The 24,373-nt window shown below is 36.2% G+C and carries 19 protein-coding genes and 1 pseudogene; all 20 read right to left on the bottom strand.

What is annotated here, in order from left to right:
- Positions 1 to 330: 330 nt before the first annotated feature.
- Positions 331 to 1,614 (bottom strand): HEPN domain-containing protein, encoded by a 1,284-nt coding sequence (locus HP548_RS12635; RefSeq protein WP_175381850.1) that lies wholly within the window; start codon positions 1,612 to 1,614, stop codon positions 331 to 333.
- A 63-nt stretch (positions 1,615 to 1,677) separates the two neighbouring features.
- A pseudogene (locus HP548_RS12630) lies at positions 1,678 to 1,938 on the bottom strand (transposase); the annotation flags it as partial.
- 183 nt (positions 1,939 to 2,121) lie between these two features.
- Positions 2,122 to 2,664, bottom strand: a complete 543-nt coding sequence (locus HP548_RS12625) for a hypothetical protein (protein WP_175381849.1) — start codon at positions 2,662 to 2,664, stop codon at positions 2,122 to 2,124.
- Positions 2,665 to 2,717: 53 nt separating this feature from the next.
- Positions 2,718 to 3,206, bottom strand: a complete 489-nt coding sequence (locus HP548_RS12620) for a hypothetical protein (protein WP_175381848.1) — start codon at positions 3,204 to 3,206, stop codon at positions 2,718 to 2,720.
- Positions 3,207 to 3,355: 149 nt separating this feature from the next.
- Positions 3,356 to 3,517 (bottom strand): hypothetical protein, encoded by a 162-nt coding sequence (locus tag HP548_RS12615; protein ID WP_175381847.1) that lies wholly within the window; start codon positions 3,515 to 3,517, stop codon positions 3,356 to 3,358.
- A 654-nt stretch (positions 3,518 to 4,171) separates the two neighbouring features.
- Positions 4,172 to 4,423, bottom strand: coding sequence for a hypothetical protein (locus HP548_RS12610; protein WP_175381846.1), 252 nt, complete (start codon positions 4,421 to 4,423; stop codon positions 4,172 to 4,174).
- 93 nt (positions 4,424 to 4,516) lie between these two features.
- Positions 4,517 to 4,777 (bottom strand): hypothetical protein, encoded by a 261-nt coding sequence (locus HP548_RS12605; protein WP_175381845.1) that lies wholly within the window; start codon positions 4,775 to 4,777, stop codon positions 4,517 to 4,519.
- Between the two features lie 277 nt (positions 4,778 to 5,054).
- A complete protein-coding gene (locus HP548_RS12600) occupies positions 5,055 to 5,573 on the bottom strand; it encodes a hypothetical protein (protein ID WP_175381844.1) in 519 nt (172 codons plus the stop codon).
- Positions 5,574 to 5,615: 42 nt separating this feature from the next.
- Positions 5,616 to 6,299 (bottom strand): sporulation initiation factor Spo0A C-terminal domain-containing protein, encoded by a 684-nt coding sequence (locus tag HP548_RS12595; RefSeq protein ID WP_175381843.1) that lies wholly within the window; start codon positions 6,297 to 6,299, stop codon positions 5,616 to 5,618.
- A gap of 102 nt (positions 6,300 to 6,401) precedes the next feature.
- Positions 6,402 to 6,767, bottom strand: a complete 366-nt coding sequence (locus tag HP548_RS12590) for a hypothetical protein (RefSeq protein ID WP_175381842.1) — start codon at positions 6,765 to 6,767, stop codon at positions 6,402 to 6,404.
- 352 nt (positions 6,768 to 7,119) lie between these two features.
- Positions 7,120 to 8,898 (bottom strand): ATP-binding protein, encoded by a 1,779-nt coding sequence (locus tag HP548_RS12585; protein ID WP_175381841.1) that lies wholly within the window; start codon positions 8,896 to 8,898, stop codon positions 7,120 to 7,122.
- Positions 8,899 to 9,032: 134 nt separating this feature from the next.
- A complete protein-coding gene (locus HP548_RS12580; protein WP_175381840.1) occupies positions 9,033 to 9,773 on the bottom strand; it encodes a LytR/AlgR family response regulator transcription factor in 741 nt (246 codons plus the stop codon).
- Positions 9,774 to 9,989: 216 nt separating this feature from the next.
- On the bottom strand, positions 9,990 to 12,974 hold the full coding sequence (locus HP548_RS12575; protein ID WP_175381839.1) for a hypothetical protein: 2,985 nt from the start codon (positions 12,972 to 12,974) through the stop codon (positions 9,990 to 9,992).
- On the bottom strand, positions 12,971 to 13,963 hold the full coding sequence (locus HP548_RS12570; protein WP_175381838.1) for an S-layer homology domain-containing protein: 993 nt from the start codon (positions 13,961 to 13,963) through the stop codon (positions 12,971 to 12,973). The genes HP548_RS12575 and HP548_RS12570 overlap by 4 nt, the downstream gene beginning before the upstream one ends.
- 282 nt (positions 13,964 to 14,245) lie before the next feature.
- A complete protein-coding gene (locus HP548_RS12565) occupies positions 14,246 to 16,165 on the bottom strand; it encodes a P-loop NTPase fold protein (RefSeq protein ID WP_175381837.1) in 1,920 nt (639 codons plus the stop codon).
- 246 nt (positions 16,166 to 16,411) lie between these two features.
- Positions 16,412 to 18,955: a Spaf_1101 family AAA-like ATPase gene (locus tag HP548_RS33345; RefSeq protein WP_175381836.1), complete on the bottom strand. Its 2,544-nt coding sequence runs from the start codon at positions 18,953 to 18,955 to the stop codon at positions 16,412 to 16,414.
- A 139-nt stretch (positions 18,956 to 19,094) separates the two neighbouring features.
- The gene (locus HP548_RS12555) at positions 19,095 to 19,817 is read right to left on the bottom strand and encodes an RES domain-containing protein (protein WP_175381835.1); all 723 of its coding nucleotides are present in this window, start codon (positions 19,815 to 19,817) and stop codon (positions 19,095 to 19,097) included.
- Positions 19,818 to 20,587: 770 nt separating this feature from the next.
- Positions 20,588 to 22,096, bottom strand: a complete 1,509-nt coding sequence (locus HP548_RS12550; RefSeq protein ID WP_175381834.1) for a hypothetical protein — start codon at positions 22,094 to 22,096, stop codon at positions 20,588 to 20,590.
- A 234-nt stretch (positions 22,097 to 22,330) separates the two neighbouring features.
- Entirely contained in the window at positions 22,331 to 23,041 is a 711-nt protein-coding gene (locus HP548_RS12545; RefSeq protein ID WP_175381833.1) for a LytTR family transcriptional regulator DNA-binding domain-containing protein, read from the bottom strand.
- A 194-nt stretch (positions 23,042 to 23,235) separates the two neighbouring features.
- Complete coding sequence (locus tag HP548_RS12540) at positions 23,236 to 23,622, bottom strand: LytTR family DNA-binding domain-containing protein (RefSeq protein ID WP_175381832.1); 387 nt, start codon at positions 23,620 to 23,622, stop codon at positions 23,236 to 23,238.
- Between the last annotated feature and the right edge of the window lie 751 nt (positions 23,623 to 24,373).

The following is a 24,373-nucleotide window of genomic DNA, read 5'->3' as shown; positions in this document are numbered from 1 at the left end:
AGTCTTCTGAAGCTGATTGAGACTTAACCCATAAGTTTGCCATTTGGCATGCTTATGCTTCCAATTCAAACACCTACAAACACACATTCCTATTTTTCTTTGGTAATGTGCAAAAAGTGCCCGTTTTAGGTTCTGCACGAATAAAAAAACACTATAGTAATGGTTGCGGGAAGTAACACTTTCACAATGTTCAATTTGAGTTAGTAGGAAGTTTAAATGTATTTAACTGAAATTTTAAAACCCAAAAAAGCCAATCACTATTACGATTGACTTCACTTGAATTTATGGAGTTATCGTTTCCAGGTAGCTTTATCTATCTATTATCCATTATTATGAAGAATTTTCTTCATCCTGAAATGACTGAAACCAAATTTCTTCGATATCTTTACCATCAAGAACAGCCTGTGAGCGGCATTTTTCAGTTAATTCAAACGCATCACTAAGAAATCTCCCCACTATTTTCTTATAGGCTTCAAGCTCAGTTAATTTTTCTTTGCCATCCATGTATGGATCTACATTGTTAGAGTGACCCTCATGCACATAGCTCCCCCTTAGATTGATCATATGCTCAATAATTAGCTTTCGAGACTCTATGGAAACTTCCTCGATATTACCCAACTTAGAGAGCCTACCTTTGATTTTCCGTGATTTATTTCTTTCCTTCTGGCTTTTAATAAGAACGCACTCGCTTGCTATATTTAATAGTAGTATTGCGTCTGATTCTGCATCGAAGAAGCGATGCCCGCTTCTTACGTTAATTCCTCTCACAAAAAATCGGATTCCACGCAAAAATCGATTAGTTAACCCATTTTGTTCATAACTAAAACTAATCAGATTCATTAAACTTGCTAGTTTACTCCCATAAGCATTTCCATTGAGCCAATCTAAATTAAATTGACAGTTATATTCAAAATTAAGCGGTCTGTGTCCCCAATTAGAGTCATTTACACATTGTATCACAACATGCTGATTTACTTGTTTTCTCTCTCCCCTGAGAAAGTATTTAGAATTCCCTGCTTTATGAGTTGGAGCAATATATCCCCAATATAAAACATTGATGAAATTGATGGTATAATATGCGATTTCTACTGCATTTTCATGGACAATTCTACGCTGATGATTAATTTTTATTACAAGCAAAGGATCCTTAAAAAAATCAGTCGACCTCGACTTTTCGGTATGTACAAATCGAGATATTACCTCACGTAGTTCTAAACCCATAATTTGAGACAATGCCCTCATTTTTTCCTCACGTTCCCCTACTACTATCGAAATATTATCACTGATTTCGATACTTTCCGTAGCTTCAGCATTTAGCAAAGGAATTACTATCCAATAGTCAGACATATTTATTAGCATATTTTTATTCAATAGCTGAAGAAAATTGTTTGCCTCGCTTTCCCCGATGCTTTCTTTCGAGGAGAACTCAAAATCTTGAAATAATATTGGCAAAAAGTCAGCAGCCAATTCTAGATCCATAGTATCAATAAATGCAGAATCTGAACCCACAGCATTAATAAATCTCCATGTAGCCTCATCGTCAAGCCAATTACCCCATTCATTCCTCTGCTTGTTTATCCTAAAAAGTGAAATCAAGTCTCTCGTCAATGCCATAGTGTTCACCCTCTCGTTCTACACCTTTTCAAAGGTTATCATAATGCATTTTACAAATTAAAAATGGTCTGGAACCTTGTCCGTCAGTCCAAGTCCCAAAAACCAGCGGAGCGAGATTCGTCTGGACTTCGCGTTCGAGCTGACGTTCAGAACGAATACCATAAAAGTAACCAAGGAAAATCATCTTAAAAAGGAGTGTTGGGTCAATGGCTGGACGACCTCGTTTTGACAATACAAAGGGCGTACTTTTTCATCGATGAAAGAGAAGTCGATATATAGATTAATTTTACGTAGCATATGGTTTTACGGAACCAGATCTTCGATCGAGACGAACTCGTAGGTTTGTTGTTTCTCTCAACTTTAACGCAGCATGCGAACACCATCCATTCCTTAAAAGTTACCTATAATATATAACATTAATGCGGTGTCGTCATGAATTATAAAGGCATGAAAAAGGCTGCCGATAATTTCTCAACAGCCTGAGGAGCCATTAGTGGCTCCTCTTTTTTATAATCTTCCATGCTTCCTAAATATAAGGTCTTTCAATTGTTCCTGTTTCATTAATAGTTCGACTGGAGGTTTGGGTTGTTTAATTAGCTTCGTTTTACTAGTATAATGTTCACTCTCTAAATTGCAAAGTCCCACATACTCATGAACGATTGGACAGTCAAGCAACGCTTGATACTTTTCTCCAATTCGGTGATTTTCAAGTTTAGTTATATCGTCGGATACAAAAACAATTTTACCCACAACATTTGGTTGTGGTGTAATATCTATTTTTTGTCCGGTAGCTGTTATCCATATCGCGTGATGGACAGCTTCTATCATGAATTTTGGGTTAGGGTCAGGCATAACTTGAATCCTCCACCCCAACTGTCTCTTCCCTCCGTATTTAGCAACCTTCTGCTCCACATTGTTGTAGCAATCGTTTGGTCTACACCATAACTCTGGGCGTAATTGTATATACTCAGGTTTTGAGTGCGGTGAAATGGACTTACAGAATTTAATTACGGTATGGTCTATTCTTTTGGGTGTGTTAAAGTAATTCATCAATTAACCTCCATCTGTAAACTAATGGTAAACTTAAAATTTTATAACGCAACTCAGTCTTTAAATCCTCTGACACCATTCTTTTCAAGTGGTGCAAAAATACCCTTAAGGTGAGATCTAGTTGTCGTATATAGTGACTTCATAATACGTAGGAAATCCTCTGCTAATGTCTCACGCACTGCATCGGAAGTTAAGTTAAATCCTGCTTGAGATGCCGACTCATGTGCATATAAGTTTCTCACTGTTCTATGAATCTCAATTAAGCGAACTGTCTCCTCTTCATTGATAAATTCTTTTTCTTTAGCCTTTTCTAAAAGTAGATTGTATGCAATCCTACCGCTCTCAGGTATTTGATCTCGAATGACTTTCTCGATAAAGGCTTCCCCTGTTAAAAGAGAAGAAATGTACAAGCCATGGATATAGGATTTGATCGTCTCTCTATAAAGTTCACTTGTTAACGGAGATGAACCAATCGGAAGTATTTCCTTTTGAAACTCAAGCTCTACATAAATAAAGTCCTTGCGTTCTTTTTTCTTTTTCACGAGAAAGTCTCTCCTCTATTCTTCATCTTCCAACTCTAAACTGATCTTATACCATCATCTTCCCAATCAAATCCTCACAAAACAGTCGAGAGATGTCATCACGTCACCAATATCACCTGACCCATACGATGACTTAAATAAGATTGGAGCTAAGGAGTAGCTAAACCACTCTCTCGGTTTATAAGCACCCTCAGCCAGATAACTTCGTTACGTTCATCGATCACAATCGTCGGTATGTAATCAAGACTCCAGTGATGCTTTGCCATTGATTCTGCTTGCTTTTGAAGCCAATTCAAAGTTATTTCTGCCATTCTTACCCCCTCTACTTTCTTGTCATCTTTATTTTACCAGAAAGCGTAGTGATATGTATTTTAATGGGGTTGCATATCAAACCGAGAAGAAACCGTAACCCTATCCAAACAAAAACCGACCCGTATGGGCAATGTCATTAAGTTTAGCTCAAAGACTAAACTGAGAATATAATGAAATCTGAAACGGCATGGGGAAAAGTCCCGTGTCGTTTGTTTTTTTGTGTATGCAAGGAAAAAAAGCGTACAGCAAACAAACGGATGATGATCCGCTTAAAAAAGTGTTCATACGAACCGAATTTATGCTACTCTGTAGACGAAGCTAACCGATGATTTTTAACGTATTTTGCGCGTATTTTGCGCGTATTCTGCTGCCCTGGTCGAATGGGTCTAATTGGCAAAACGTTTTTTTGCGAATCAGTGCTTCAATGTCGGGCGGGGGGCATCTTCTCTTAAGCGCAGGAAATGTCTACAAACATGAACGGCAACCGTGAAGTTGACTTGGTAGTGGTACTGTTTAGCTTTTTGGGAAATGACGCGTGCGAGGTCATCATTTCTGAAAATTGTACATGATCATTCTTGCAAAAATCTCTTGGATGACGGACTCTCGTCTCTTTGCGTGAAAATGGGTCAGACTTACAGTGTATTTTAATGCCCTTAACGAGGTTCAATTCCCCACCGCATGTTATAGATGGACCTGAGTTCATCGGGTGGGAAATCTGTGTCAGATAGATTCGTAATAACTGTCTCATAAGTGCCATCCAGCAGGACAAACCGAACTACTCGAAAAGATATGGGGTAGTACAGATGCTCCTTCAAATCTAAGAAATCAAAGGTCGACTTAGAAGGGACGAACTTGTAAATATCGGGATGAGCTTTGACCGCTTTGGTTTGTTTTTTAGTAAGCACTAGATGAACCTCCTGATCAAACGAACCGCTAATTAGCACATAATTATAATTGATCAATAATCAATAGCTCACTTACAAGAACAACTAAACCAATCATTCCTTTTCCGTAAGGGTAGCGCGAGCACGTGTTCCTCTATCAGGTTGTGCACAAGTTAGGAAGTCGCCTTCGTAGTATTCACCTTGAGACCAGTTGACATGGTCTGCATACCAGTCTAATACCCTGGCTAGACGAGAAGCCTCCGCCTGGTGTTCTGCAGCAGACTCTTCGTATTCAAATCGATCATTCTGTGACTCCTGAAGCTTTCTCCGCAGTTCTAATAACTCTTCGGTGGTTTCAACGCAACTCTCTGTCAATTTCACTTCCTGCAGGTGATCCCTTAGGAATGGCCCGTTCCAGTCTTCAAGTTGAACAAAATCATATCCTTCTCCAAGAACTCGTCTCCCATTAATTCACTTCATGGCTTAATGTTTTCTTGTCGTTTAACCTTATTAGTGGTATTTTCACTCCGGAGTTTCTTCGACTTCTGGAAGATAAAATATCCTACTATTACCACCAGAATGGCAATTCCATATTTGAGGAACAAATAGTAGAACAATAAAATGAAGAATACTATAAAATTGCCAATATCATTCATTTTACTTCATCGCTGATTATTGACCCATTATCGCCATCAACGAAATCGATCTCAATATCATCCGGGTCAAACCTTGTACAAAGTTCGGTGAACAATTGTTCTATACTCATCGGGTCCGATAACTTTTCGTCTTGACGATACAAATAGCATGCATTCCCTTTCTTTTGCATAACCCAAATGACCACTTCTGGATTTGTGACTCTGAACAAAATTGGTTCGTTAGTTAAACTCAAGTTCATCGTTGTATATTCGAACCGTGTATACTTCTCATATCCATAAACCTCAATAATGGCATTTCTTTGGCCAATCCCATTTATAAAACTGAGGGCTAACTCTCTTGTAGCTTTTTTTACATGTGAGATGGAGTTCTTATACTCATCTTTGCTTGAGGTTTTAGAGTATCTCAATAAGATATCAGTAGCCGAATATTCAATGATTATGTCTTTGATCCGATATGAAAAGCTAGTTGAAAGTGGAATTCCTTTTTTTATAACGAATTTTGTTAGAGCGTCCATAGCAAATCTCCTTAAATGTATTTCGTGATTTACATAAATTTATCATGCTGAATACCGTTCGTCTATAACTTTTATATTAACGCTAGTTTGTTCCAGTCGTCCTACCTCGAAAGAAATATGGTCGAATATTGCAACAATGAATTCGCGATTTGAAGGTCTCTTCCCGACATTTGAAAAGTAGAGCTGGTATTTCTCGGTTGTTGCTCGGTTCATATTACTCCAGCTTGTCTCGATAGCATGCCTAATCGTTCTTTCTACGCAGCTAGGAGTGGTTTTGAATTGTTCTGCGATCAATGGGTACAACACATTGGTGAAGTTTTTAGTAGTCTTTGGATCTCTATTCATCTCCTGGAGTGCTTCAACTATGTACCGGTATCCTTTAAGATGTTTGGCTAGACCTAGCTCGTGAAGAATTTTCCTTAACTCATTTTCAAAGGGGGGCTGAGTCTGTGGATCTTTATCTGTCGCGAGATCAATCGCCATCACACTTTTTTCAACCGGTGCGGATGTACATCCTACAGAATGAACCTCACCAACAGGTGTAATCTTAAAGATCTGGAACTGACTATCTGACAATTTTGTGAGCTCCTCATTATTTGCAAGTATGGAAACTAAGGTCTTCAGGTCACGAATAGATATATCTTGGAGTTCCTCCATCTGAACAATAAATTTTTGCATTGAACCATCACCATCAACCCATACCAATAAATATTTTACTAATTGCATGATAAAAACTCCTCTACATTTTTTTTTTGAGCTATTTGTATTCTTATAAAATAGAAAAAAACGTGCTCTAATGAGCACGTCTTCAGGTCGCCAGGCTAGATATTAAGCTGATACATGTAATTCTTTCAGTAAGGCTTCAGCAAAATTGATAACATCTTCTTGCTGTTCATCCGTGGCATTTTCCATTACTGCTATACATGCAGGCTGCAGATCTAATAAGAAAAGGATATGTATTCCGATTGCCCGTGCTATTGCCGTATGCTTCTCAGTTTCATCTAAGCATTCTTGCAGATAAATACTTCTGTAGCCCTTACATACGGCTGCAATCCCCAGAACAATTCCCTTAGGCAGATCGATTGGATCTTTCATAATCTGAATTCCTTCACCTGTGGCAATGTTATACAAGTCACCTGATTTATATTTGTTGACTAACGCCAACGCTTTATGTTGTACATATGATGCTGTCATAATATCCCGCTCCCCCATGATCAATGTGGCTTTATATATAGTACCAAAGAATCTTGTGAATGATGATTAAAGTCGAATACGCATGATAAATCATTTTGCTACAAGGACTATTTTACCAAATTCCGATACACTATTAAACATATTCCCGTCCAGATAAACACTTATTCGTCAGGATAAAACCTCTTCTATCCAGACGAAACTAGAAATAATATGGTATTTGTACATATAAAAAAGCCTGTTAGAATGCAGTGTTACCAAATTTTTATCTTTCTATTTCTCTTCATACCAAAAAGGTTAGGTAAAAAAAAGAACCTACCACAATCAATAGGCACTTAGAACTACACATATAATATTACTCATTCTCTCTTACATCTAACATAACAGAAAAAACCGTCTTGTCTTCCGTTGATCTACAACTAAATTCTCCATTGTAATTTTTCACAATATCTTTTATTATGGCCAAACCAGAGCCCCGTTCAACTTGGTGTGATGAATTTTTAGGAAGTTTCGTTGAAAATCCGCGGTCGAAAATTTTGTCTTTGATTTTATCATCAATCTTGGGGCCATTGTTAGTTACTACAATCTCATAATAAAATTGATATTTTCTAGTTAACGCTACGTGTACCTTACGACTTCCTTCAGGGCAAGCCACTACTGCATCCATTGCGTTATCAATAAGATTGGACACAATTTTAATCAAATCAGTTTGCTTGACTAAGTCAAACATATCATTATCAATATCTACATCAAAATCAATCTTGTTTGTCTTGGCTACTTTTGCCTTCGTTCTTATTAAGGTTCCTACTTTAGGATTTTTAGTCTGAATGAAAAGGTCTATTTCCTTCAGTTCCTTATACATTTCTTCCATATAGGACCGAGCATCATCGTATTTTTCATCTAGAATCAGACCATGTAAAACATTAACATGATTTCTCATATCATGCCTGGATGAATCAATGGAGATCATCAATGATTCAAAGTTTTCCAGATAGACTTGCTCCGTGCTTCTGACATCTTCTGCAGCAGCTTCATTAAGTTTATCAATCATCGTTTTCATCCGGATCGTCATATCATCAATAATTTCACCCAATGAGTCTAATTCGTTGCCTTCTTTGATGTAGACCCGTCCAGTAAAATCTCCTTCTGCTACATTAGAAAGATGGACTTCCAACCGCTTTATAGGTTTTAATCTCATTTGAATAAGAATATATACATAAAAACTAACAGCAATAATCACTAGCAAGTTCGAAATTAAAGACAGCCAAGTAACAATTTTAGTCAGATCTTTTTTACTATGATCATTGAAAATTACGATTGCTGCTTGATCATCATTTATTGGAAGGTAGGCTTTGGTCCATTCATTTTCTCCATCGTTAAAAGGTACCGTAATACTCTTTTTATATTTCAACAAAGCTATTAGATAATCTTCATCCGATTTATCTGCAAAGGTATATCTACCGTAGACAGTCGCATGATTATCGTTATTTGTTCCACTGGATGAATCGTTTTCGTTCTGTCTGTTTATAAAATCATGAATATTAACCACGGCTGCCTCTTCAATACTTTGACTACTCCCGAAAATGTCCTCGATCATTTTATTTAAATTTGTGGAGTTATTCGCCTGGTAAGACTCTATCCCAGACACCACACTAATTAAGTACACTTTCAATCTCTGGTCGTAAGCTACACTAGACTTCACGTATTCTCCATCCGAAAGCAACGTATATGGACTAATCCAAACGTTATTAACATATTGTCCCTCTGTCAGTCCCTTATTTTGTACTTTTGAGTAGAATTCAGAATTAGTTAATTCGGGATTAACAGAAATCAGATCTTGCCATCGCTTTAAGTTAACAGAATGTGCAAGTAAAGGTTTACCGCCGTAATTCTTTATAATATACACTCCGTTTAAAGAATGGTTAAACGCTAATTCAGTTAAGATGGTATCATTCATAACAAAGTTCTTGCGATTAAAGTCATGAAATAGACTATTGCTGATCGTCTCTAAGTGATTGTCGAGTTGTTCTTCCAGGTCCCTGTTCGAAGTCTCACTAATATTGGTCGCGAGACCGCCTACCTTAGCTATCCAATCCAGAGTCTCTTTCATGTGGGTATCAACGGCTCTATTCAAAAACATAATCATTGAAATCATATTTAAAATACAGATGACGAAGATAATAATCACAATCGGGGTAATAATTTGGCGATCTAACCTTTGTGTCGTTTGAAGGCTTGGTAACATGTTGACCTCACATTCGATTCTACTTAACCTGTCTGGGCATGAGTCCAAGCAGCAAGCAAATCTTTAAATGTTTCTTCTTCCTGCACATCGAGTTTAATATCACTTCCCTTAAACGTAATATGCTCTTTATTTATATCTTTCACCGACTTTAAATTTATAATAGTATGTCTATTTAAGCGGTAGAAGTTATGTGGAAGCAAGAAAGGATCGTACACCTTCAAAGTAATGATTGAAATGTATTCGCTATCTTTAGTTTTAACAAAGTTACGCTTATTGCCTTTGTCCGCTTGAATATAAATCACTTCCGACAATGGGAGTTGAATGATGGATTTAGTATCGTATACTGGTACCATGACGCCACCATCCTGAATATATTGGTTATAATTCAAATGCTGCTCCAATTTCGTGATCGCTTTCACCATACGATCGAACGTGTATGGCTTACTTACAACGTCAATCACGCCCACGTCATAGGTCACAGGAGCCTCTGGATTAGCGCCTGTGACCAATATGGCTGGCAACTCCACTCCACGATATGGAAGACGAATATATGTATCTAAACCTGATCCTCCCTCTCCAAGCTCAACATCTAGAATTAGTGCATCAATCTCCCCTTGTAATTCTACTGACCGACTCAACAAACCTTGGCTGTCTCTAACCACGTCTACTACTTCGACATTTTCGATCCCTTTTAAATGTTGTATCAAAATATTAGATTGTTGTTCAATGTCTTCTGCTATCAACACTCTAATCTTTGCTGTCATAATCCATCTCCTTGTCCGAACATGAACGTTTTCCTAATTTCATGTACATAGAATTCTATTTTATGTACATAGTTTATCACCATTCGTACTATCGCACCAAACTCTTTATAGGAGATTTGTCTGAATAAGTTAGAAAAATAAAGAAACACTCTCAATTAAAGAGTGTTCCTTCGTTGTTTTATGTTCTATTAGACGATTTAGATCTTATTGAAATAATCAGTTCGGCCAATCCATAGTATTCTCAGAGAAGTTTACCCAGTCAGCCAACCGATTAAGTGTTTCCACTGAATTTAACCAAGGAATAGTTGGTCCAGATGGGAAAAGCTCAGATGGAAACGGATCTTCAGGCATGATTTGTCTAACATAAAAGTCGTCCATTAAGTTTCCTGTTACTGTGTATTGAATATTGATACATTGTGTTAGGTTATTAACTCCGGATGCATATAGATCTACACCGATGTTATAGATCCCATCAGGCATAGCAAGTGATGCATAGTACGCACGGCCACCTGGATAGTAATAGTTGTCCTGTTCCGGATCTCTAGATCCAGGTTTTTCGCCCTCATTATAAATGACCTCGTCACCATGCTTAGCTACCCAGGCGAGTGGTATTCCCCATTGGACCTGATTCGTAGAGGATGATAATTTAACTAACTCAATATCCTCGATCGTACCATCTGCTTTAGGGAAATGAGCTACTGCCCGGTAAATGTTCCCCGTTCTACCGCGGTCCTCCGTGTATTTCGAGTCAATTACAAAATTGAATCCTTGTCCTGCTTTAATGGTCGTACTGTTACTCCGGACAAGCGGTACATCGGTTCCATTGATTTCATCTGCATTTTCTTGAACAAATGTTCCGGATAAAGCTTTATTAAAGTTGGAGTTGAAATATTCATAATAATAACCTGTTTCATATCGTGCGCAATACGAGTATGAGTTACCGTTACTGTCGTAGCCTGTTCCATACCTCGCACAATATTCATAAGTGCCTGAAATGTCGGAGGTATGATTCGTTACTTTGCACGTACCGTTGGTAGCCCGACCGTATATGGTGAATCCTGCACTGAGTTGATTATCCTGATACGTTTTTTCCCCTTGTGATGGAGGTAGATTGATGGTTGCGACCAAGTTATAGTTCCCTAAGTCTCGTCCACCCGTATTCCAGCTCATCATGAGGGTTTTGTTCTCTCCTGGTTTAGAGAAAGTGACTTGCTGCGTACCAACAAGTGTATCCTTTCCACTTGCATCAACGAGGAAGAGCTTAACAGCGAAAGTCTTTGCCTCCATCGCATCACCGGGAAGATTCTCACGGCCAACCTCAACGCGAGTGGTCACATTTTGGCTCTGAGTAGCTGTACCGGAGCTTACACTCTTAACAAAGAGATTCAGTGTCTTCTCCTTCAAGTCGTAACCTTTTTCAATCTTGTTATCTACCCACGGATCTAGGCCTCCCTCTCGATATTCATTGGAGGGTCGATTGTGGCCACTATTTATTTCTGCTTTGATCGTGAGCTTGTCACCCTGTGGAACACTTGTAACTTTCAAATCGGTTATCCATTTCTTCTCCCGTGGTGCAAGGGTAATGGAGCTAATTCGTTCTTTGGCCACCCCGTTAACAGACCAATCTAAATACGTGTTCGTGATTGTTTCCGTATAGCTTTCGTTTTCAACGAGTACCTGGAACCTTGCAATCTGTCCCGGTTGCGGCTTTGATGGCGTTACGCGGATCTCAGTCGCTCGCAGGTTCACTGAACCGGTACCCACTTTATATTGGGCCCTATTGTTCTCCCAATCCGACTCATTCGGTGGATTATCTTTGTACCCATTGATATTAAAAATGAGTACATCTGGATGATTAGGATATTTCACTTCGATGTCAAGCTTTCTCCGGTCACCGGCTTTAAAGTTTGCAATCGGTACTTTCTGCACTGCGGTTGTTGAGTTCCAACGCCATAATAAATAGGTACTCGCGATATCGTTGGTACCGTTATTCAGCACGTCAATGGATACCGTCGCTGTGCTTCCTGCCGGCTGAGGAGCTGCAGGGGTAATCGAAATACTATTTGGGTCAACCGCCAGATCCGGATCAGACACACCCAGTTTAAAGTTTTGGACAGCAATTCGATCGTATCCATCACTTACTACCAATGTGTAGTCTCTAACCGTACCATCCGCTTTGGTTATTTTTTTAATGTCCGTAACCGGGATCGATGTATTGTAGCTGAACGTTTGTTTACCACCTGTACTGATTTCTTTGTACACATTCTTGGCAAAACTATCAAACCTCGTAGCATCTTTTTTTCCGGACGCTGCTGTCGTTTTATTCATCTCTGCCATAATCTGCTCTTGTGAGAATTTCCCTTCCACAAACCACAGTTTATGCTTGTTCCCCCAATAGGAAGATGTCGTAGTGCTGATCCGTAGGTTTCCTTTGGAAGTGCTCACGAGTTGCCTTTCATCCTTACCCTCTGCCCCGTAGATGGCGAACACCTTTGGCCATGGAGTTGTAGAGTACGTGGTTTTAAATGATGGAAACGTCACTCCACGATTTTCACTCGTAGTCGGCGTTTGAGCCACCATATCTGTCGTCATATTGAATCCACCGCCCGAGAGGGCTACGAGTGAAGGTAGCCTATACCAGGTATTGTTGGGGGTGGGGGTTCCGACGAAATAACGATTACTTGCTCTAAGGTAGTAGTTACTCTCATCTGAACCTTCTTTGATTTTGTTAATGATGTAATCCGGATTACCGTCCGCCCACTCCGCAACCATTTTGATAGGTTCATAGGAGTTACCGTTTTCATTTAGGGGGATGAGGTTATATCCTTCCCGCTTATTGAAATCATCCGCAGCCTCTTCCTCGATGATGTTAAAGGTAATAACGCCCTTGTACTCCCCGCCAGGCGTTGAATCACTCCATGCTTTGGTTACTAAATCTCTGAATCGGATATCTGACCAGAGTGCATAAGAGGATCGCTGTGCATACTCTAATTCTGGACGATCTGGTCCACTCGGAGATAAATCACCTGTCACAACGTGTGTACTATCGCGAGTATACGGAAAGAACTGTTTTCCATATGAAGGTGGTGTAGCCGCAGCTAGCACCCTCCAGGCAAAAAACACAGACATTATTACAACTAAAAGAAGCGTAGCCACAAAGGCTCGCTTCGAGTAAAACTTTTTATTTTTTTTAAAATTCATGAGTGTTTCGCTCCCCAGAATAAATCCCCATTTTTCATGATAGTTACACTTTGCTTACCTGTACTACCCTTAAACATGAATAGAGTAAACCCATCTTTTATAGTAAAACTCAACTTTTCTCCACCCGTGACAGTTAAGTTCGCTGTAGTTCCATCTGTTCCAGCAAGATAAACTGTATAGCCTTTGGGAATAGAAGTTGGAATACTAATTGATGCTTTATAATTATTAATCGTAACACCTTTTAAAAACTCTTTTACAAAAGGCTCACTTACAGCATCTTTAGGCATGAATTCAATGGCTCTTGCCACGTCAGGAGAAGCATCTTTTTTCTTCAACTCTTTCAGGATTACCTCACCAGTAGAACCATTTTCAGCAGGTAATGCAGAGATTTCTTTTGGATCGGAAGGAGCAGTTGGACGTTCCTTCACCTCAGTTATCCCTTTGTCCATCAGGTTTTTTAAGAATTGTACAGCCTCGGATCTCTTAAGCAACGACGATCCTTGATAACCTGTAACGGATGGAGTTGAGCCTCTACCTTCCGCCAGCCCCTTTGTGAGCATATATCGAATTGCATTATCTCCGGAGTAGTTAACTCCTACAGCACCAGTAACAATCTCAGCAACACGAGTCCGATTGATTTTGGTACTTGCTTCTTTGGTATTCCCGTATCCCTTAATCGCCCAGTTATGAGACTTTGCATATTCATAGTACCCTGAAGCCCAATATGTATCTGCACTCTCTTGAACACCTTCAAAAGCATTGATGAACATCGTGATGAATTCGGCTTCTGTGACATTTTGATCCGGTTTAAACGTGTTATCTTGATAACCTTGAATGATGTTTCGTTCTACGCCCCACGAGATTGTATCTTGAGCCCAATAATTTGCTGGAACATCCGTAAATTTACTATCGGCAAATGAGGTGGCGATTACAGTGAGTGCTGTCAATCCAATAATCATTTTTAAATACATCTTCGACTTAGCTTTCATGTGATATCTCCTTATTGGGATTATGACTGTCAGATTCTAGATACCTTTCCTCCTTCCAATAAAAAACAGAGTGTAGTCTCTCTTAGAGACTACACTCTATTCAGTATTTGACAAGAACTAAGAACTACATTTCTTTCGCTCAAGTTCATTATACGACTTTAGTGTAATTCTTGCAATACATTATTGTAATCTATAATGCACAATATAGTGCACTTCAGTCTATATCGGACCAAAATGAATTAACATCAACAACTATTGTTTATAGAGGTTTTAAAATAGTTATTACTGATTAATGCGTCTAGCATATTCCTCTAGGTTCCCAATAAAATATCGATATTGTAATTTTCGAACCCCATTTGAGTTTTCAAGATCAGTTTTTAAATGTGCGATTAGCTTGTTTAAATTTTCATAATCTGATTTAAAGTACGCATTAAGGTTACCAAAATCATACATAGATTGGAACATAAATCGAATTTGTTGTAAATCACTATTATTTAGTTGGTTAATTTTCTCATAGAATGTAGGCATGTCTACAAATTGTAATATAGCTTTGTAGGCGGGATCTTTGGAACTTTGAATAAAGCGATCTACAAACTGCCCTACATTATTTGGGAGCAGATTAATAAGTGTACTGATTTCTTTCTTTGTCAGATCGTTTTTTTCCTCATCAATTTTTGATTGGATTAAGCCTTCAATTATTTTTTGATTTTCAGACGGATTTCTAATCAAAAAACGCTGTAAATCATCATCAATAGTATCTGGATCAAATTCTGCTCCTTTGATCCCTTCGTCAAATACCCTATTTAGTTCTTCTTTACTCATATTAATTAGTTCTTCATCGATAAAAGTCTCAAAGAAGCTATAAATACGATTATACTTGCGTAGCTCATATATAGAATTCTCCACATTTACAAGAACATCCGCTACACATTCTTCAAACTCCTCATTGTCTAACTCAAGGAGATAATTAGTTAACTTTTCAAGTGATGTTATTTCCTTTCCCTTTTCGTGCTCATCCCAATCTGATAATAGCATATTGGCGTCTTGAATTAGCTTCTCTTCATCGAGAATACTTGTAGCAATATAACTGGTGATATACTGTGACTCATAATATCCAAGTTTGCTATTCAATGCAGTTAAATACTTATCGTAATAAGCAGCATCATTTTTGCTGAGTATTAGGTAAGATGGTGTAATTACTGAGGAAAGTTTATTTAACAATGTCTCTATCCCTATCTTACCTTCCTTGTGCTCAATACTCAAAATAAGAGCTGGAACAAAATAACTAATAATCAATCTATTCCAATAATGATTACTATTTAGACTTTCATACAAGGTGGTGAATATTTTTAAAAAGTCACTTAAAGAATGCTTTAAAATTCTTAAGTTTCGACGTAAACTTACTTCATGAATAATGGATATCACATCTTTATTCTGTAGTAAGAAACTGTAGTATTCAAAGTTGCTGTCCTTATAATCCCTAATCATTTCACCAATTACGTAAGAAAAATCTGGCTCAAAGAAAATAGTCTTCCCTACTAATTTTTCCTTTACTACATCGAATTTTTTCTGTTCGCTAAATAAATCTTTTATTCGTGGAATGATATTTTTATGATCGTGGCTTTCTTCTAAACCAAGGGATAAGGTAGCAGCCATGACCTTAAGTTCGTTGTTCTGGTCAATATTTATATCGTTTATTTCTTTTTCATTCCCTACTATAATTGTTTTAGCATCATCATGCTCAACAAAATTATTTATGTAACCAAGAATTTCAACAATATCAATTTTACACCTTTCTAGATCGTCAAAACAAAGCACTACGTTCTCGTTTAACCCTATTAATTCTTCATAATCAATAGTATTCTCTACGCTTCCAGATACACCTAACACTGATGCTGCGTTATGTGCCATTTTTGCAAGATTTGATATAAATTTTGTGGATTTAGAGTCAAGTACTTTCTTTACCTTTTCATTGCTAAGAAAGCTGGTGGAAAAGTAAATTTGTTTACTAACCTCTTCAACAGTTTTTATTCCATTAAGTGTAATGTAAATAGGTTTCTTCCCCAGTTCTTCCAAGCGAGGGAATACTTCGTTTTGTAAAAAGTAAGTCTTTCCATTCCCCCAATCTCCATTGATCATTAGCGCGTAGTTTGTCTTTGGACGTTGGATATAATCTTCAATGATACCCAGATAATTCAACATGTAGTTATCCCCCATTAGTCATTAATTGAACAAGCCCATTCCATCCGCTGTCGCAATACTGTTCTTGACCATCCTTTGTATTTTCACATCCTCGGAAGCGACGAATCCATATTAATTAACCAGCGTGACTGTTTATATCCTTACTTTAATGGTTACCTTCTCATGAAATCTGGCCAGCTCATACAACGCTTTGCCGTGACGGTTGGAAGCGCCCTGTTTCCTAGAGATTGGTGCATTGCTTTAATTTCAGCTTTTGTTCACTTTAACGAGAACCTTCTCATACATCCCAATTTTATGTTTAAAGGATTCCTCTCCCCCTTCTAGATAATTAATAATATGTTTCGTGACCACATCATTGTCAGGATAGCCCTTCTTCTCAATCCAACCATTTCTACTATCAGAATCTAGTATGATAACTTGTTCAGCATCTGCGTTAGTTACAATCGTGGAACTGTGAGTCACAACAATAATTTGGCGATTATTTTTAATTTGTTTAAGACTATTTACCAGATTTTTATAAATATATTGATTATCAAGATTATCCTCGGGCTGATCAATAATCAAAGGTGTGTTATCGTTAAAATGTTTTCCATATTCAAAAATGAAAGTTAGAATAGCCACAACCTTCTGACCTAGAGAGATCTCATTAATATCCTTCATTATCGGGGCGATGGTTGTAACGATTTCTTTAGCACTTGTATTGAACATGATTGAAAAATCATCAATTACTTCAAAGTACAATTGAAAACACATGATTAATCTTTCTCTATCAAATAACAACTTATCACGTATTGTACGATATATTTCTGTTATATCCTTTTGCTCTACATATTTTCTATTCTGATCAACATCATAAAAAGTAGGATTTTTATCAGCTTGGTAAGAAAGTATTGAGACTTGTTTTTCAATTTCTTTAAACTTATTTTGGATTAGTAAAGTCAGAAATTTCATAAAGTCCATTTTATTACATATTGCCACTATGAAGCTCTCGACTCCGCCCCAGGTCATTCTATATCCAGAAAGAAACTGACGATTATTGAAATCACCGACTAGAATATCTATATATTTGAATGAATTATTAAGTTTTGGAGAATATACAATACTAAAATGCTTTCTATGAATAGAGTTGAATTCTTTTAAGCTTGCTTCAATACTATCTTTCCGTGCATCCATACTTTTATCAATCCTGGGTATTTCAGCTTCTAAAAATTTTCTCATTCGTCGTTTGGGTAACTTTTCAAATGTTTTTAGAAAGATATCTCTCTCTTTAAATGGCAGTCCATTAAACACAACTTCTTTAACGAATTCACCAATCTTTCCATTGTTAATTTGCTCAATAATGTTATTGATTGAATAACTTTTTCTGTAAACTCCATTCAAGATACCCATTTTCTCATCAATATCATCAATCATTTTGAAATTGACTGATTCACCTATCTTATTCGTTCGGTATAGCTCAATCCAATGATGTTTTAATAAAACTCTTTTACTATTTACTTCTTCAATGATAGCCTCTTCTTCGAACGGTTTATAATCACTATAAATATGATCCTTTTTTAACTGTGGTATAAATCTCAGGAGATATTCATTCTCTAAATATACAAAATGAATGAAGATAAGATCATTTCTACTTATAAATTGTAATACCGACTTCGAATTAGCCTCTAGTGTGAAAACCACCTCAAGAACATTGAGAATTGTACTTTTTCCAGTTCCTCTTCCCCCTATAATACAATTGAGATCACTAGAAAAGTTAATAACAAAAGGGTCTTCTCCGTTTTTTTTCTTTAGGTATCCATGTTTACCTGGATCAATTAACAAACCTTTTATTATTTTATTGGTACTCGTTGGTTTATCTATGAAGACAGAGAGTTTGTGATTTATAAAAGCTTTCTTTAATGATCCAAAACTGACTATGCTCATTTTTATCCACGTGTTTTTTTTGCCAATTTCGTTTATCTCATGTGAATCCCCTTCATATATAAAACAAAATTTATCTAATTGTTTTGAAATTCCATATGAGTTTATTATATTTAATTGTTTCTCTCTATCACTTGAAGTTAGCCCTATGACGTTTAAAGCAACGTGATTAAATAAAGTTTTTTTATATAAACTCGTTGTATTTCTTAAGTTACTAGAGTTAATATGCGCTATGTAACTTATGCCTCCGATTTTCTCAATCTTATCAATCATCGAAAGACTTGTTTCGTAGGTTCCTGATTCTTTGGAAGGGATGTGCTCCTCAATCAGTTTTTCTACCTGTTTCATCATAAAATCGTCAAAAATTCCAACTAAGTGAATTTGCTCTGAACAAGATATTTCTATTCCTAGTAAAAGTTTAATTCGACTTTTAGCTTGATCTAAATTTCTGAAATACTCATTCAGTGCGAACACTAACTTTCTATATCCCTCAATAGTATTGTGATCTGTAATTACAGCTACTTCAATATCATTCTTATAAAGAGTATGAGCTATTAATTGATATGAAAGATATTCTTTAAAACTACTAAACGGAGTACTACGTAAACTATGCTGATATTCAGCACCTTCATATTTACCTAACTCAAGTTCAGCCATTATAAAATCCCTGAGATCCTGAGAAAACATACCATGGTCATATGCAATTTCAACAATTTCTTTCTCGCTTAGTTGTTTATATGTTTTCTTAGCTACTAACCTGTAGTCATGTGAAGCAGGCGTGTGAATGTGAAATTCACATTTCTTTAAATCTCCATAATTTTGTCGAGACTCTGTGAGCATATGATAAGCTTCTTGTAATGTGATTGTCATAATACACCACCCAGTTAATCAAATAGTAAAAAATATTAAAAAAACATGTATTTTATATAGGCAGGATTTCCAGCTCGAGATTGAGCCATCTTGAGAAACAAACAGAGCTAAGTAACATAGCTTAGTAAGAAATATTATTCTAGAGCTTAAGTCGACGGATTAATGTTTGTTTATAACTAATAGGATCACCCATTATGCTTACATCTTCGCCGTCTTTATAATTAAATAAAGCATAGTTTGTATAATGAAGATTTTCACTGCGTGTTCCATTATATTTAACTCCATCATAACCCAAAAAATTACAACAAGCCCCAACAAAATTTGGTAACAAATATGAGTGTTTTAACTGACGACTATCTATACGAGTATTCTCGAAAAATCCTTCAAATTCATTATCAAACTCACCAATATCAAAAAATGTAAGATTACGTTCTAACCGAAATTCTACTATTACAACTTCTTCATCATATGCAGTATGTATTTCATATGGTAAGGCAGTTTTATCGTCCGTCAAATATAGCACCGGCACCCCTATAGCATTATACCGCCCATGACTCGAATAACCAGATCGAGGTGTCCACATTTCAGCATTAATAAAATTTGAACTTGAATCACTTTTTCTATTTCTTCCCCTAAACAGTTCCCTTCTGTTTCCTTGTTCATCGAACTTATTTAAAATAAACCCTTCTCCAGATTGTTTATGACGTCGAATAGCCTCAAACAGTTTATCACCAATTAAGTTCTTTGTACCCAATAAAGGCTGTTTTATTAGAAATTGTTCAAACTCTTTGATTTCTTCTAAACTAATCTCAATATCATACTTTTGAGCAAAACTTACATATTGAAAGAAAAAGAAAAACATAGTATCCACCTCTAATTGATTGTTTATAATATAAAGTTGAATTGCTATATGATCAATGACGAAGCCGAGCAGAGGATTTACCCTAAGCAGCCAAGGATATTCTCAATCACCATTCTATGACTTAAGGTAAGTTGCATCGGCCTTAGATATAACCTAACCTAGATGAGCACATCAAGTCATACCCCATTCTAGGACTTCAAAGCAATATGTATGTTCACAGCAATCACTTCTTGTTACAATTTTGAATGGTAAGAGACTGATAAGGATACTGAAGTAAATATCCGGTGAGCCCCTAGATTCTTCAATTTGATCTAACCCATACTCCAAAAAAAAAGAGCTCCACTAGATGCGGACTCTCTTTTTTCAACAATGATTGAACTTCTTCATTTATTACTCACATAGTCTACGTAACTAGCCTTATCTATATTATCTATGTGTCCTTGACGAATCTTATTCAATTTTTTCTCTGTTTTTTGTACCATCCCTGGAGCAGGGGAACTAATCATTACAAGCCATAATTGCGTTTTGTCCTTTGCAAATACTTTTCGAGAACCAGGAAGTTGCATATATGGAAAGAAAGCATTTTGGATTGTCTTTCCATACTCTTATCTATAGTATAACTCAATCAACCTCATAGCATCAACAGAATCCAAGCCAAGTCCATCAATCCCATGATGGATTTGACCTCTTCTACGGCCTATATAATTGTTTTTTACATCCTTCTTAGCTAGCATATCTTTAAACTGTATATAGCACCGTATTCATCGAATCTACTCTTTTTCTGAAACGTCCCTTATAAGAGTATCCATAAATTCATTAAATTTCTCGACCAAAAAATCAGATTTAAAATCTTCTACTTTTAAATACGACTCCCAATCACCCACAATGTATTCATTTTTACTAACTTTCTCTGCAAACAAATCAAAAATGCTTATGGCATTCTCTTTACTAAACTGCAATAGTTTCTCTAATTCCATAATGGATAAGATTTGTGGACGTATATCAAATGAGTCTAGTTCTACTTCCTTACTTTTAATGTTGGGAGCAATAACTTTGTCAAAATACCATTGAGTGTTGCCTAGATATAATTGCTTATAAGTGATTACAGATGCAATTATTTTTTTCGATTCTATATTTCCTACCAGATCAATTAGTATCCCTTCTCTAAGTAATTTTACTGCAGATGTCAGTTGTTCGTGACCAGTACTGATTTTTTTGGTAGAATTATCGTTTTTTATCGCATTCTCTGAAGCGATATATGCACTGTATTCTACACCCTTACATTCAATTAGATATATACACTCATCTAGGACAACAATGTAGTCACAGACTTTCCTTTCTGTAAATCTTCGAACATCTTTTTCATTTATGATTGTACAACCAGGTAAAAACCTACTTAGTACTAATCCCACATATTGCTCAAAAGATTTCCCAAATTCTATACCAAAATCGCTTGGGATCTCTTTTTTACAGATATCAAAAATACCTTCTATCACTTTTCTCATGAACAACTCTTGATGGACAGCCAGATAATCACCATTATTCAATCTCAATAATGGCTTGGAATTAAAAGCTCCCTGTAGGTAAGTGTCATAGAATAATCCTTGTAGCTCACCTACTTTAGTTATAATTTCACTTTGAATTGCTTTAATTCCCTCAGTATCCGTAGACACGATATCAAAAAATGAATCGGTTGTAGTTTCATTGATGTGGTCACCATATAAAGAGGAAAGATATGTTTTATCAAGAATTTTCAGTTCTTTATTATTCAATCCTGCATAAAGAGCAAATCCCGTATAATACCATTGAGAAAATGTCAGTCCATACTTTGCTTTTATATAAGTTTCGCTTTTCTTAAAGTACTTAGCATCAAATAACATTAAAGATCTGCCTATTGAATCTACACCAAACCCTTGTTGTAAATAAAATTGTTGTCTGGCCATATTGATAAAAAACGGTACAACTCCATCTATGTCAGACAAAAACTGTCTAGCAATTGGATCGTAGTACTGAGTATAATGTTTCATAATTTTATTTAATGCCTTTAAATCAACTGGGTCATGCCTATGTTTATGATGATACAAAGCGTTCGACTGGATGGAATGTAAGAGAAAATGGATGGGATACCTAGCCATAAATCTTCTGTCATTAAAAATATGATTTATCATTTTGGCAACAAAAAGAGAGTACTCCTCCGGATTGAATCTCTTTAGTCGGCTCTGTAGTCTTTCCTTGAAAACATCTGCCTGGTGTTTATCTCTGAAATTGTGTGATGACATACTTATCTCCTTTAAAATATTCTTAGTATCTCATTTTAGCTTTCTAAAGCTTTAATTAGTGCTCAAGTTAATTACTGATTAAAGTGAATCTATTATGTTTTGTTCTATGTGCTGAGTAAATAGTTTAGAAAAATCAAAATTATGAATTCCCCTCATATATGAGTAATTAATTTGTAAAAAGCTCAAATGAACTGATGAGATATTTTCCCACATTAACACTCACTTTTTATAATTCTAAACTTCCTTCAATTGTAAATGAGTCTCTATGAAGAACCTATTTTTTGCAGCAACATGAGCTTTTTGACTACAAAGTTTTGGCTCTTTTTCAAAATAAACAACACCCTCTTGTACATCATAGAAACGAATGTAATTTAGATTTACAAAATTACGGTGATCCAGTCGAACTATTCCCAATGAACTTAATATACGACTTAAGGAGAAATCTCTCAGTTTTTGGGGAGCCGAATAAATGCATCCATTTAGGTGGTGATATGTAACGATGCGATTAACTGATTCTATTTTAAAGCAGTCTTTAATATTAATATTCATTAGTTCTTTATCTTCCTTTATAACAAGAGCAAATAAAGCTGCTGGTTCTTCAATAATATCTAGAGAGAGACTAAGAAAAGCAGAGTTTTTTTCTGCTATGTGAGCAAAAGTATTATTAGCAGTATTAAATTGAACAATTCCATTTTTCTTATCATAAGTTTTGATTGCAGTGAGTTTAACGAAATTTCGATGATCTAGTCTAAATAATCTCATTTTCTTTAGAGCGATACTTTTTTCGAAGTCTTCCAATTTGTGAGGTGCAGTATATATTTTCCCGTTTTTATGATGATAAGTGATAATACGGTTTACAGATTCAATATATAAAATATCTTCAAATTTAAGATTAGTGAGCTGACCGTTCTCAGCCGGGTCATACACTAATGTTAATAACGTCAAAACTAAAACCTCCTTAATTTATGTACGAAAAGATGAAACCTATGTACTTAGTTTAACACCCGTATAATGAATGTTCTATGTTTCTTCACACCTGTAAACTGTTGTTTACATCCAAAGTCTCATATGTTATAGACCACTACTTTTTATGTTAATATCTCTATTTATGTAAAAAAAACACTCCTAATTGGAGTGTTTTATATATGTCTGGGCAAAGCCAGTATTTTTGATTTCAGGGTTCTGAAGTAGCTCCCCGCCACGTTCACCTTCTTATCAGAACTTTTAAACATTAATTGGTTCCATTTAGGATCAAAAGAGGAAGCTTGGCTCCAGTTGACCACATAAGAGCGATCTGTTTTATAGAAACCAGGTAATTGGCTCAATTCTTTAAGTGAACTTCGAATCAGATATTCATCATTATTGGTCACTGCAAAAATTGTTGTGCCGTTAATATCATCTGTAGAGAAAAACAAAATATCGCTCATTTTGATAAGCTTAGGTTGGGTTTCGTTTGTCTTTGAATCCCACTTAAAGACTAACAACCTATCTATATATTCCACTTCTCTTTGATCAGAATCAATCATACTTATACTCCTTTCACAAAGTTGGTAAAACCCTCCCATTTATAAGACGGTGAGAGTAGCTAATTCTTCCAACTGGCTAACTAGAGGTCTCTACCCACTTAAGGTAGTATAATATATATGTTCAGTGATATGAAGCAGTCATCTCTTGAATGTATAATTATGTAAACCAGCCTTCAGTGCCTTTTCCCCATACAAATTTCTTTATCATTATAAAGAGACATACACGAAGCTATGTCTTCTTCCTATTTTCAATTTGTTTCATGATTTCAAAGCCTACCCATCTTGATCATCATATTCTTTGACGTAAGATAACCGCATTAGAATAATGAATAATATAAACATGATTATCATTGACATCAATAAAATCTTGTCCCAATGTAAATAGATACTGATTAAGGTTGAACAGAACACTAACGTAGCAAAAAAACCTGTGATTAAAATAAGCTTATTAGCCCCTTTGTAAATCACTCTTTCTTTATATGAGAATGGTACATAAGATACCCCAATATTAAACCGTCGCATCAGGTAAGCAGCTATAAGCCCACATAGTATTGTAGATAACTGTAGGATGTATGAACTCATGTGTAATGCTGATGTGGAATCCTGGATTGAGAAAAATGTAATTTTACTAATCGCATAGTTGATTACCATGTACAGCGCTACCCCTTTGGCCATCATAGCAAAAGAATAAAAATAACCTATTCGATAAATGAAACGAAATATAAGATATAATGCAACGACTTGAAAACTC

This window comes from Paenibacillus taichungensis, from assembly GCF_013359905.1.
GTDB classification, from domain to species: domain Bacteria; phylum Bacillota; class Bacilli; order Paenibacillales; family Paenibacillaceae; genus Paenibacillus; species Paenibacillus taichungensis.
This window is presented reverse-complemented; position numbering and strand designations above follow the sequence as displayed.